This window comes from Aeribacillus sp. FSL K6-2848 (assembly GCF_038004325.1).
Classification (GTDB): Bacteria; Bacillota; Bacilli; order Bacillales; family Aeribacillaceae; genus Aeribacillus; species Aeribacillus composti.
In genome coordinates this window covers 2,162,155-2,175,230 of record NZ_JBBOQQ010000001.1, presented here as the reverse complement: position 1 = coordinate 2,175,230, position 13,076 = coordinate 2,162,155, and the positions used below count along the sequence as shown (strand labels likewise).

The 13,076-nt window shown below is 39.9% G+C and carries 12 protein-coding genes; 2 read left to right on the top strand and 10 right to left on the bottom strand.

Annotated features, from left to right (window positions below; all coding sequences use genetic code 11):
* Positions 1–163: 163 nt before the first annotated feature.
* From NSS70_RS10490 to NSS70_RS10470, 5 genes are all read right to left on the bottom strand, one after another.
* The gene (locus NSS70_RS10490) at positions 164–655 is read right to left on the bottom strand and encodes a GNAT family N-acetyltransferase (RefSeq protein WP_340881477.1); all 492 of its coding nucleotides are present in this window, start codon (positions 653–655) and stop codon (positions 164–166) included.
* Between the two features lie 230 nt (positions 656–885).
* The gene (locus NSS70_RS10485; protein WP_339211552.1) at positions 886–1,680 is read right to left on the bottom strand and encodes an arsenite methyltransferase; all 795 of its coding nucleotides are present in this window, start codon (positions 1,678–1,680) and stop codon (positions 886–888) included.
* A 591-nt stretch (positions 1,681–2,271) separates the two neighbouring features.
* Positions 2,272–2,718, bottom strand: a complete 447-nt coding sequence (locus NSS70_RS10480) for a MarR family winged helix-turn-helix transcriptional regulator (protein ID WP_339211551.1) — start codon at positions 2,716–2,718, stop codon at positions 2,272–2,274.
* Positions 2,719–2,981: 263 nt separating this feature from the next.
* Positions 2,982–4,124, bottom strand: coding sequence for an aminotransferase class V-fold PLP-dependent enzyme (locus tag NSS70_RS10475; RefSeq protein WP_340881474.1), 1,143 nt, complete (start codon positions 4,122–4,124; stop codon positions 2,982–2,984).
* Between the two features lie 169 nt (positions 4,125–4,293).
* On the bottom strand, positions 4,294–4,917 hold the full coding sequence (locus NSS70_RS10470) for a LysE/ArgO family amino acid transporter (RefSeq protein ID WP_340881472.1): 624 nt from the start codon (positions 4,915–4,917) through the stop codon (positions 4,294–4,296).
* Positions 4,918–5,055: 138 nt separating this feature from the next.
* Here NSS70_RS10470 and pdxR point away from each other — a divergent pair, with 138 nt between their 5' ends.
* A complete protein-coding gene (pdxR, locus tag NSS70_RS10465; RefSeq protein ID WP_340881471.1) occupies positions 5,056–6,507 on the top strand; it encodes a MocR-like pyridoxine biosynthesis transcription factor PdxR in 1,452 nt (483 codons plus the stop codon).
* A 468-nt stretch (positions 6,508–6,975) separates the two neighbouring features.
* On the opposite strand, the gene arsC is transcribed toward pdxR, so the two are convergent.
* From arsC to NSS70_RS10445, 4 genes are all read right to left on the bottom strand, one after another.
* The gene (arsC, locus tag NSS70_RS10460) at positions 6,976–7,398 is read right to left on the bottom strand and encodes an arsenate reductase (thioredoxin) (RefSeq protein ID WP_340733735.1); all 423 of its coding nucleotides are present in this window, start codon (positions 7,396–7,398) and stop codon (positions 6,976–6,978) included.
* A 20-nt stretch (positions 7,399–7,418) separates the two neighbouring features.
* Positions 7,419–8,480: an ACR3 family arsenite efflux transporter gene (gene arsB, locus NSS70_RS10455; RefSeq protein ID WP_340881469.1), complete on the bottom strand. Its 1,062-nt coding sequence runs from the start codon at positions 8,478–8,480 to the stop codon at positions 7,419–7,421.
* Positions 8,481–8,506: 26 nt separating this feature from the next.
* Positions 8,507–8,854: an ArsR/SmtB family transcription factor gene (locus NSS70_RS10450; protein ID WP_339192824.1), complete on the bottom strand. Its 348-nt coding sequence runs from the start codon at positions 8,852–8,854 to the stop codon at positions 8,507–8,509.
* A 385-nt stretch (positions 8,855–9,239) separates the two neighbouring features.
* Positions 9,240–9,497, bottom strand: a complete 258-nt coding sequence (locus tag NSS70_RS10445) for a hypothetical protein (protein WP_066250736.1) — start codon at positions 9,495–9,497, stop codon at positions 9,240–9,242.
* Positions 9,498–10,247: 750 nt separating this feature from the next.
* On the opposite strand from NSS70_RS10445, the gene NSS70_RS10440 reads away from it, so the two are divergent.
* Complete coding sequence (locus tag NSS70_RS10440) at positions 10,248–11,159, top strand: DUF5655 domain-containing protein (RefSeq protein WP_340881466.1); 912 nt, start codon at positions 10,248–10,250, stop codon at positions 11,157–11,159.
* 382 nt (positions 11,160–11,541) lie between these two features.
* Here the strand turns inward: NSS70_RS10440 and NSS70_RS10435 are convergent, their stop codons facing one another.
* Positions 11,542–12,771, bottom strand: coding sequence for an IS110 family transposase (locus NSS70_RS10435; protein ID WP_027725928.1), 1,230 nt, complete (start codon positions 12,769–12,771; stop codon positions 11,542–11,544).
* Positions 12,772–13,076: the final 305 nt, after the last annotated feature.

The following is a 13,076-nucleotide window of genomic DNA, read 5'->3' as shown; positions in this document are numbered from 1 at the left end:
ACAATCCATTAATGATAATGATTATCATTTTTATTATATTTAATTTCTTTATCCATTCCAATATATAAAGAAAATTTTGATAAATTGCTGTTTTCCTTTTTACCTAACAAATTCCATCACTTCCTGTTCAATTGAAATGTTTATCATTTTTTTAAAGCAACGATTAATCTATACCCACAATTTTGCTGCGGCGTTCAAGGAATACAACATCACGCCATACGCCATTTAACTTTCCTAAACGTTGTCGTATACCAACTTCACGAAATCCAACACTTTGATGTAAACGTAAGCTTGGTATGTTTTCAGGGAAAATCCCTGCATTTAATGTCCAAAATCCTTTTGCTTCCGATTCTTTGATCATGGCTTGCAGAAGTTGTTTTCCAACACCATTTCCTCGGCTCTCATCTCGAACATATACACTCACCTCTCCCACTCCTGCATATACGCAGCGATCTGATACTTTACTGATCTTACACCAGCCTTGAATACCTTTTTCATCTTCAGCAACCAGACACAAGTTTTCAGCAATTGTCGATTCCCATTTTTCGAATTGTGGCACTGTCGTTTCAAACGTTGCTTGTCCTGTCGCAATTCCTTGCTCGTAAATTTCCTTCACTTGCAGCCAATCCTCTTTGTAAAAGCTGCGAATGTTCATATTTAATCTCTCCTTATTTTTTATATAGAAAAGGCAAAAGGCACTAGGAATCGCCCTACTGCCTTTTCTATGTCACAATAACAACACTTACGATTAAATGTAGATGGGCAACATCCATAACGGTTTTGTATGCAATATCTTCACTTTTTTCATGAGATCGGAATCATCATGGAAAACAAGTTGCTCATTTTGTCTTACCTAACAGTTTCTAATCTGTTACACCACGTTTTTTAAGGTTTCATTGCTTTTATGACCGCAGAAGCAATGTAATCTTCGATGTTCGCTCCAGGCACCCAGTCTTTGATAAACTCCTTCGATTCATCTTTCGGTTCAATGGTGATCTGTATGAATCCACTCTGTTGCAACAATGATTCCAGTTCTCTAATTGATGCTGCTCCTGATACGCAGCTCGAATACAAGACATCCATATTGTTTTTGATTTCCGATGGAAGCTCTGCTGTCGCTACAACGTCGGAAATGACAAGGCGACCACCTGTTTTCAGCACACGATAGGCTTCCTTGAACACTTGGGGCTTATCTGGAGAAAGATTAATGACACAATTGGAAATAATAACATCAACCGTACGATCTGCAACCGGTAAATGTTCAATCTCTCCTAATCGAAATTCAGTGTTGGTATAACCATTCTTGGCAGCATTATTCCGAGCTTTGCTGATCATTTCTGGCGTCATATCTACACCAATGATGCGGCCGGTTTCTCCAACCTGTTGTGCCGCCAGAAAGCAATCAAATCCAGCACCGCTACCAAGATCCAACACTACTTCTCCAGGTTTCAATTCCGTAATTGCCAGCGGGTTGCCGCAGCCAAGTCCAAGATTGGCTCCTTCTGGTACGGCAGATAATTCCTCATCCGAATAACCTAGTTTTGCCGATACCTCCTTAGGTGTACCACAACCTCCGGAACTGACTGAACAACAACCCCCAGAATTCACTTCCTGCAGCGCAATTTTCTTATAGCGGTTTCGGACATTTTGCCGGATTTGATCGTTATTCATGTGATTCATAAGTGATCACTCCTTAAATAAGATAGAATAAAAATCCTAATAACCCTGCCATCGTCATGACAGAGTCTACAAACGCAAAGACTAGTTTCTTTTTAAAGATACTGTGCAATATTGATATCCCGGTAAGCTTGCAGCTTCTCAGTTAATCATCAATGCAATGTCATGCTCATTGTAATCAACATTGGCGAGATAGGAATCACCAAAAGACGGACATCCAAGGATTTTCGATGATTGCAGCAATACACCCCCATTTAGATTGAAATTCATTCTGTCGGTACAGCGCCATGAATAGCGGCTCCAACGCCTGAACCCAAAAGCAAATAGTAAAAGGTGTCCTGTGAATCTTCTCTCATGTTTCCTTTTTAATCTTTATCTCTCCTTTCGGCATTACTTTGCATAGCTTGACTTTCAACCCGTATTTTTCAAGCCTGAATATATCTATCTAAAAAGTGAATAACAATCAAAATACTAAAAATAAAAGAGTTCATTCCAACGAAACAGAAAGAAATTTTCGAATAATCTTATCTCTTTTATTTTATTTGCAAAATGCAAATATAAGTTTAACGAATTGGCAAGCCAAGATAGCTTGCCTTAAAATAATGGTTTGCAACATACGCTCGATTTTGCCATGCACTCATTCAACAATTTAATCGAACGAATTACTGTTTCTTTCTCGAATTCCGTCATGTGTGAAAATACCTCTTCTAAATATTGTCTGATTTCTCGATCGATAGTTGTTGCTATAAATTTTCCCTCGTTGGTTAGAGATAACGTGTATACTCTTCGATCTTCAGGGAGCGGCGTTTTTTTTACTAAACCCATTTTGACCAAATTTTGAATCTGTCTGCTGAATGTCGTAATATCCATTCCCAATACTTCGGCCACTTGTTGCATAGAAGGGTATTCTCTTTTATCAATTTCATATAGAATATGGCTTTGAACGAGAGAAATATCAACACCATCAATAGAACAGCAATTTTTATTCAGCAATCCAAAACGACGTGTCATCACTTGAAAAAGCTCTCTAACGTTTTCCATTTTTTCACCTCTATATTTATTTATACTATATTATTTGCAATTTGCAAATAATCATTTTAAATAATAAACTGAAGCTCCATCAGATCGTTGAATGGAGCCGAAAAAAACTGTTAAGACATTAGTTGTGAAACTAGCTGAATTTTGCACTATAAAGTTAAAAATAGACTATTCACACAAATCTTTTGTCCGCTTTAAACCACTCATATATTGTTATTGGAACCATGAAAAAGTTTCGAGTCTTTCAGTACCTAGACCTGTGCTGCTTATTTATTCGCTGTTAAAACAGTTGTTAGCTCGTCAATGGCTTGCCGAATATCATCCTGCGTATTGTAAAAATGAGGAGCGATTCGGATGACGTCGTTTCTAGCAGAAACAATGATATTTCTCTCTTTCAAGATCGATTCTATTTGCCCAGCATTTTTTACATAAAAAGCAGTTAGGCCGCCTCTTTTGTGAGCCGATAAAGGAGTAACAGTGTGTAATCCTTTTTCTTGTCCATAATCTAATGCGAATTGAGCTAATAGGTTTAAATAAGAAGATATATTCTCCACTCCTATTTCAAGAAGTAAACGAATAGCGGCAGCTGCTGCATAAGCGCTTATAAAAGAAGGCGTTCCAGTCTCAAAACGACGTGTTCCAGCTGCTGGTATAATTTGATGAACATTGAATTTCGAATGATCCTCCTGACCAAACCATCCTGTGACACGCGGTTTCCATTTCTCTGCCAATTCAGCTTTTATGTATAGGAAGGATATTCCCGGAATACCTAACATGTATTTCCTTGTTCCTGCTGCCAATATGTCGATATCCATTTTCTTTACATCAATAGGCACCTGTCCAGCAGATTGATATGCATCAACAAAAAGAAGTGAACCTTTACGATGAACAATGTCTGCAATCGCCTTGAGATCTTGTTTAAAACCGTTGTAATAACAGACATGGGAAATGGATGTGACAAGTGTGTCAGACGTTACATAACGTTCATAATATTCTAAAGGAATGACTCCTTGTTGAGAAGGAATAAATCTGACCTTTGCTCCAAATTTCTCCTGAGCGAGCCATACATGACCGGCGGTTGGAAAGTCCATATCTGTCGTCACAATGATATTTTTCCCTTTTTCAAAAGAAAGTGAAGAGGCGATAGTAGAAAAAATGTCAGAGACCGAGCATAATACAGCAATTTCATTAGGTTCAGCACCGATTAATTTTGCAAAACTGTATTTTGCCTGTTCAACTACTTTTATTGCTTGATTCCAATTACCCCCCGCCGTTAGCAAACTATTCATATACTCTTCAATCGATTCGGAAACAGTTTTTGAAATGGCTCCTTGCGAACAGCTCGCCAGATGGATTTTCGATGCTAAAACAGGAAATAAAGGACGATAATGAGCATACGGGTGTTTCAATCCTATCTCCTCCCTTCAACTCCGCAAAAAAAATTTTCTCCTAGTTATTGGTCTCCCGATTATTATAGTAATCAGCAACTGGATTTTTTTTTAGTTTATTATCCTGTTTCATAGACTTACAAGAGTTTACTATTTGGAGTAATGAAACCTCTACTGCAAACTCCTGTTTTTATTTTGCCAGTGTGAATCCAATATAAATCGCTGCTCCCCACATGACGAGCGCGGAAATTTTGTTAAAAGCATTCATCAAACGTCCAGATTGATCTAGATCCCCTATTCTCCGTCCTGCCAAAGCCAGCCCCGCAAACCAGATCCAGGAAACTAGAATACAGGCAAGTGCAAAAGCTGCTTTTTCCCCTCCATTGTATTGAAGTGAACTCGTTCCGATCACGCCAATCGTATCCATGATCGCATGTGGATTGAGCAGCGAGACCGATGCTGAAAACACAACTTGTTTGAATGGTGTAAAAGTTTCCTTGGCTGTTTTTTCGTTATTCTCTTTATCAGTAGAAGAGGTACTTTTCCAAGTGCTCCACCCCATATATAACAAAAACAGAATTCCTATGCTTAGTAGGACCGTTTTGGTTAAAGAACTAAAGTTCATCACAGATACTCCGAAAACAGCAAGGATGATTAAAAGCGTATCGCATAGTGAAGCAGTTAAAACGGCTGGGAGCGCATGAATGAAGTGTTTCTGAAGAGCTCCTTGATGAAATATAAAAACGTTTTGGACGCCAAGAGGAAGAATAAGTCCAAATGCAAGAATAAGTCCGTGAATAAAGGCTTCCGCCATTCCAATCCCTCCTATTGTATAGCATATGAATACAATTTTACTCGGAAATCGATTATTGTCTCCAACCAATTGGATGGATTCAATACCAACCAAGTTGTATAATCGACTCATATGATTGTAAAGGGAGAGTATTTTTTCATGAATGAATTAGATTGGAAGCCAGACAAATCGACTCCAGTTCCCCTTTATATCCAGATCAAAGAATATATTAAAGAAAAGATTGAAACAGGAGAATGGACTTTAGGGACAAAAATCCCTCCTCAACGCACATTGGCCAAAGCATTCGGAGTGAACCGCAGTACGATCGTGGCGGCTATGGAAGAATTGATTGCTGATGGATTGCTGAAAGGAAAAAGAGGGAGCGGTACCAAGATTATTAACAATTCATGGTCTTTGATGACCTCTACCCCTCCCCCAGACTGGAATTCCTATGTGCAAGCGGGGAGTTATTATCCTAATTTGCCTACGATACAGGAAATCAATAAAGCAGAGTTTGATTCAAATATCATCCGTTTAGGAACAGGAGAGCTTTCTCCAGATTTATTTCCACGTGAGATGATGAAACAAGTATTTGAAAAGCTGACGGGACACATTGATTCACTTGGCTACGAGGAACCGAAAGGGCTGCTTTTTCTCAGGGAACAGCTCAGTAGATATTTGAAAACCATCGGGATTGAAGCTTCCCCTTCTTCCATTTTGATTGTGTCAGGAGCTCTGCAGGCATTGCAATTGATATCAATAGGTCTATTGCGGCGAGGTGCTACGATCTTTCTGGAAAAACCATCGTACCTGTATTCCCTGCATGTATTTCAATCTGCCGATATGCGATTATTTGGACTTCCTTTAGATGAGCATGGAATTCAAGCAAATAAGATTTCGGAACAAAAAAAGCGGCAAAATGCTTCATTGCTTTATACAATTCCGTCCTTTCATAATCCAACAGGAATTTTGATGTCCGAAGAAAGACGGAGAAAATTGATTGATGTATGCGAAAAGGAGCGGATGCCGATTATTGAAGATGACGTATACCGGGAACTCTGGCTCGATTCACCGCCTCCCCCACCATTGAAAGCCATCGATAAAAATGGGCTTGTTTTATATCTTGGGAGCATGTCGAAAACATTGAGTCCCGGTCTGAGAATCGGCTGGATAGTCGGACCGAAGCCTGTTATTGAGCGATTGGCGGATATTAAAATGCAAACCGATTACGGATCCAGTTCCTTGTCTCAATGGGCTGTTGCGGAATGGCTAGCAAGCGGGCTCTATCATCAACATTTGGAAGAGGTCAGAAAAGAATTGAAGGTTCGAAGGAAGATCATGATTGATTCATTACAGAGGTATTTTTCCGATATTGCGACCTGGACTGTTCCTAGAGGCGGTTTTTATATATGGCTGCGCATATTGCCTTCAATCTCCATACGGAAACTTTTTGAAAAAGCATTAGAGCATGGAATTCTATTAAATCCAGGAAATGTCTATGATAAGCATGCAGCCCAGTACCTTCGCCTTTCTTATTCCTACGCTTCTTTAGCTGACCTGGAGAAAGGAATGTTCCGTCTTTCGAAAGTCATCCGACAACTAATCACCTAACTCTTTAACGTGCGTTCCATAGCGGTAGTTGAATCCATCGCATACATCAACATCTCGTATAAAACAGCCAATATCGAAACTTGAATAGGTCCCACATTCAGGCGATTGTGAATCGACGCTTGTATCGGAAGCTTTCTCGATTTTATTCTTTCAAGCCCCACTTAAACTACACATAACCAAAATAAAATAATGTTAGAAATCGGGCGGTGTTTCAAAAATGTAATAATTGAAGCCTCAAATCGTACTATAAATCCCTTAAAACTTTTACCTAAATTAAATATCTATTTTTCTCCCTAAAATCTGCCCCATTGCAGCAAATCTATTAATCTTAATGTTGATATTGTCTTGCAACAGCCAATGCTATATGACTTTTTCGTTAATTGTCTAATTCTTCTCCTAAAAAACACGAAGAGCCCGAGAAAGTTCTCCAGGCTCTTTTTGTTATTGATATGGAGGGACTGAAGGAAGTTATTCACCAGTCTCAGCAAAACGTTTAATTCTTTCACCAATCTCATCGCGAACACGCATGAAAACAGCCCATTTTTCTTCTTCTGTCCCCTCTGCCTTCGCAGGATCATCGAATCCCCAATGTACGCGTTTCACGTGCGGAGGTGTTACCGGGCAATGGTCTGCGGCGTGACCGCATAATGTTACGACCAAATCCGCTTTATTTAAAATTTCCGGATCAATGATATCCGATGTTTGGTTCGAAATATCAATTCCTACTTCTTTCATGACTTTTACCGCGTTTGGATTTAATCCGCGAGCTTCGATACCGGCGCTGTAAACTTCCCACTCGTCGCCAAGATATTTTTTTGCCCATCCTTCTGCCATTTGGCTGCGGCAAGAGTTGCCAGTGCATAAGAAGTAAATGATCTTTTTGTTTTTCATGTTTTATTGCACCTCTGTTGTTAGTATGATACTGATTCGGTTTTAAAGTATTTTCGTTGAAACCATAATGCTACGTTGACCAATGCAATCATGACAGGCACTTCCACAAGTGGTCCAATGACAGCTGCAAATGCTGCACCAGAATGGATCCCAAACACGCCAACAGCTACAGCAATCGCTAACTCAAAGTTATTGCTGCCGGCTGTAAAGGCAAGTGTGGTGGTGACAGGGTAGCTCGCTCCAAATTTCTTCCCCAAGAAGAAGGAAACGAAAAACATCAATACAAAGTAAATGAACAATGGAATGGCGACTCTCACTACATCCAACGGCAAACTTACGATAGCGTCTCCTTTTAAAGAGAACATGACGATAATCGTAAACAATAAAGAAATCAATGTAATCGGGCTGATTTTTGGAATGAATACTTTTTCATACCATTGTCTGCCCTTTGCTTTTACCAACAAAAAGCGCGTCACCATTCCGCCAAGAAACGGAATTCCTAAGTAAATGAACACCGACTTGGCGACTTCCATCATTGTAATATGAACGACAGCACCTTCTAGTCCTAACCATTCCGGAATGATTGTCACAAACACATACGCATAAACAGAGTAAAATAACACTTGGAATACAGAGTTAAACGCCACCAATCCAGCTGCGTACTCTCTATCTCCATTCGCTAAATCATTCCAGACAATCACCATCGCAATACAACGTGCCAGACCGATTAGGATGAGTCCGACCATGTATTCCGGTTTATCCGGCAAGAATACGATCGCCAACAAAAACATAAGAATCGGTCCAATAATCCAGTTTTGTACGAGCGATAACACTAATACTTTCACATTTTTAAAGACGCGTCCCATCTCCTCGTAGCGAACTTTTGCTAACGGAGGATACATCATGAAAATTAAACCAATGGCAATTGGAATCGATGTCGTTCCTACCTGCAAACTGTTCATTCCGTCTACAAAGCCCGGAAAGACGAATCCTAAGCCAATTCCTGCTACCATAGCAAGGAAAATCCAAAGCGTTAAGTATCGATCCAAAAACGATAGCCGTTTTTTCCCCGTATTACTCATTTTTTCCTCCCCATTTAATTAGTAGATTAACAACCGCAACGAAGCGCAGGGTTGGTTTCCTCAATCTTACGAATATTCTCTGTTTGATCTGGAATGTGCTGCAGAATTTCTTGAATGAAATCATATAACTCATTTTCTAGATTGAGGGAATAATAAATCCACTGTCCCCTCTTATCCTCTTTTACTAATCCTGCATCTTTTAACTTGCGAAGATGCTGACTAATAGCCGGCTGACTCATATCAAATACCTCTAGAAGCTCACAGACGCAACACTCGCGTTTCTTTAAAATGGCCATAATCGTTAAACGTGTTTTATCACCAAGTAGCTTTAAAATGTGTGCTGCTTTTTCTATTTCCTCCACTGCTTTTTGCATCGAAAAACCTCCTATACTTGTATAGTTATATAATTATTTGCTTATATATAAATGAAAAAGAAAGATAAAACTCCTAAATTGCTTTAGAATCATTTCAACACGATAAATTGCTGTTTTTCATCTCCGAGACATAAATGTTGTTTAGTAGTATCATTTCCTTAACATTAATAAGTATATAACAATATACTTATATAAATCAACGATGATTTTTAACATAATCTTATAATTGACCCGAAAGTGTGAAAGAAATTTTGTAAGTCAGTGCAAATAACTTCAGGCGAAACAGAAATTTTCGCTGTTTCGCCTGTATGAAAATCAAGTTACAGTCAAGTGATGCTCAACTTTACTGAACCTTCCGACCAGCTCCCCCAATATTTTCAAATCATTATGGATATTCTTCTGTAGCTGCTGTTGTACGTGCTACTGTTTCTCCCAGTAATTTTGCTACGATGTATAAAGACATATCGATTCCAGCTGACACTCCAGCAGAAGTTAGAATTTTGCCTTCATCCACAAATCGGACATTTTGAACTACTTCAATGTCCTTATAATTAGATTTCATGTATTCAATCGCAAATGAATGTGTAGTTGCCTTTTGCCGGATAATAGACCTGCTTCTGCCAACAATAGTGCACCTGAACATACCGATGCAACCATGCCGCCAGACTTGTGAAAATTTGAAACCTATTTAAGCAGCTTTTGATTTTTGAAACATGACCTGATTGCAAATAATGGTCCTCCCTGACAACTTAGTTTACACGGCTTGAATTGCAAAAATTTGCACTTTTCATATCGATTGTTCTCGACCATCTTTTGTTCCCGCACGTACATACGCTTCAACATGCTTTCGATCTAGCAGAACTATTTTGATGATTTGATTTACTGATATCACCTCTTGACTACATTTTTATACATTATACTGGTAATGGATATAAATACAATTGATTATGAGGAAAAATAAAACGTTAAAATTCCCCAATTTTTTCATAGTTTAATAACGACACTTGAGTAAAAGCGATTAACAGTTTTACTTTTTTTCTTCTTTGGTGTTGCAATTTGCAACATGATTTCCTTTCTTGTAAAGGGTAATAAACATTTCATGTAGTTAATAATCAAGCAGTCTTTGTAATGAATGTATTGATTGGTTTCTCTAGTATTTCAAAGAGCCAAAATAATTTTGCAAACATATTTCCGAACGAGTGGAACATTATTAAAATTGAATTGGGGTCTTTTGTTACGTTCTTCCGTATTCTTTACACAGATTGACTAATATGTCTCATTTACAAGCGAAAAAATTATTTAGTCCGCTAAATATCAACGCTTATTGTATACTATCATTATTCATTTATTGTAATTGTAGTTTTAGATGCACAATAAAAGAAGGAGTAGTTTCATGGGTGATATTAAATTATTTCGTATAAATGGAGAACATGTAAGTGAATTGGAAGGCACTTCTCTGACAATTGAAAAATCGCTGCAAACCCTTATTGAGCGTAATCTTGAAACATTTTTAGGTGTACGGTTTTTAGCATCAGAATATTCTACTGGCAAGACACATGGCGGCAGAATCGATACATTAGGTATTGATGAAAATAACTCTCCAGTTATTATCGAATATAAACGAGCTGTCAATGAAAATGTCATTAACCAAGGATTATATTATCTGGACTGGCTGTTGGATCATAAAGCAAAATTCACTCTTATGGTAATGCGCAAATACGGTAATGACTTGGCTGACGCAATTGATTGGACGAATCCGCGCTTATTATGTATTGCGGGTGGATTCACAAAATATGACGAACATGCTGTTCAACAAATTAATCGGAACATTGAGTTGTACCAGTATAAGTTTTATAAAGATGGATTTCTTTTGCTCGATTTAGTAAATACAACAACTGCACAACCATTACTGGAAGTTGAAAACCATATTAACTCATCGAAGCCCGGATATAAGACAGTCTCCGAATATCTGGAACAATCCAGTACAGAATTAAAAGACCGGTTTGAAGCAATAAAAGCATATATTATGGCACTAGGCGATGATGTACAAATGGCTGTATTAAAATACTACATAGCCTTTAAGCGCATTAAAAATTTTGTCTGCTTAGAAGTGCATCCTCAGACAGAAAAAATCGTCTTATTTTTAAAAGTGAATCCAGATGAAATTGAACTCGAGCCAGGATTTAGCCGTGATGTACGAAATATCGGTCATATCGGAACAGGGGATTTAGAAGTCAGTATTTATAATGATGAAGATTTTGAAAAGGCAAAGCGACTTATTCATATGAGCTATGATAGAAGTTAGAAATCGCCGGTAATTATTATACTTGGCGATTTTTAATAATTAAATATTTTTAACCAATCCTCTGTAAAGAAGGCAGGATTTATTTTATCTCATTATTTCCATGATACAATTCCAATAAAAAGTGTTTATTAAGAAGAGACAGGAATTGTCAAAACATCTAGGTGGAGCAGATTTTTGAAGGAATTTGCGAACGAAAGCAGTGATGATGCTCTACATATATTTGACAAAAAGTCCTGCGGTAATATGTCAAGGTGAAAAATCATAGAAATTGGAAATTCCCTTGTCCGATGATCCGAAAAAAGGCAATACTGAAGAAACCCAGTATTGGTACATGTAATAAACTGGGTCTAAAGGTTGATATTGGTATACCAGATCGATCCTCTTATCGATCTTCCCCCTTTCTTGGCGTGTAGATTTGACCGTTGCGTAGCAGCGCATCGATCACACGCACGAGTTTTCTAGCGGTGAGGACGAGGGCTCGTTTATGTTGGTGTTTGGGCACTTCCTCATACTTCTTCCGGTAGTACGCACGAAACGTCGCATCATGCCGTTGCACCGAGTTGGCAGCCTCCACTAGGTAGTAACGGAGATAGCGATTGCCGGAACGAATGAGGGAGGTGTCCTCGGCTTGAAAACGGCCCGATTGGTGCTTGGACCATGTCAAGCCGGCATATTTTGCCAAGGCGGCCTGGTTGTGAAACCGCTCGATTTGCCCGATTTCGGCCAGGATGCCTGCGGTATAAACCGGTCCGATGCCTGGGATGGTTTGCAGTGTGTTCGGAATGCCTTCAAGATGGCGGGTAATGGCTTTATCGAGCTCTTTGAGCTGCGATTGCAGGCTGCGGATTGATTGAATCGACAGCCCTAACAGCAAGTCGATGGAATCCTCGACACACTTGGACAACCGATACGACGAACGGGCCGCCTTTTGAATCGACTTGGCGATGCATTCCGGATCGGCAAAGCGATTGCGCCCTTTTTGGCGCAGGAAGTCGGCCAACTGCTTGACATCCATTTGGCAGATGTCATCGAGGCTCCACGACTCAAGCAGCAGTTCGAGAATGGCATGTCCGAAGATCGAACTGTCCACCTCTTGGGTAAAGGAACTGCATTTGTAAAACAAGTGCTGGAGAAAATACTGTTTCTCACGGGTTAACTGGTGGACGAGATGATATCGCATGCGTGTCAGTCGCTGAAGCGCGAGAAACTGCTCCTTGAGGACAGCCGTCATCTTCAGACGGCCGAAGCGAAGCCGATCCGCAATGATCCAAGCATCGATGTCATCCGTTTTCTCCAAGTCGACATAGGCTTCTTTAAACTTGCGAATGAGCTTTGGATTGATCGTAAACACCTTGACGTTCCAAGCCTGCAAGGCCTCCTGCTGGTGGAAAAACATAGCTGGATGCCAACTGTAGACCGAGGTGGCTTCCATCCCGATCAGAATTTCGGTTGGCTTTCGCTTGTTAGCCCACAGGAGGATTTGATCCCGAAGGAAGGTGGCGCCCAGAAGATGATTATCCACTTTGAAGCGTGCGCACGTATTTCCTTCATGATCCATAATGCAGGTGGCTAAGTCGCGTGAGCTCACGTCGATCCCGACGTAGAGTTTCATGAGATCACCTCCTATTGTTGTAGGATCGAGGGGTCGGACTCTTCGGGATGCCCCCGGATCGCGCCTGTTGACCAGTCACCCTCGCATATGAGAACTCACGTTGGACCATGGGCTGCCCTGGAAGCTGCTCCTTCCAGCATGGGGAAAACCAACGGGAACAGCCTGCGGGTTAGACGTCCAAACAGGGGCCGAGGAGACAGACTTTACAAGTAGTCAAAGCTACAGGAGTGAGAAGAGTATCCCCGATGATCCTAAGACCATTATCCAGGAACATTGCGAAAAGTCCAACCCCGGTACGCTCAACC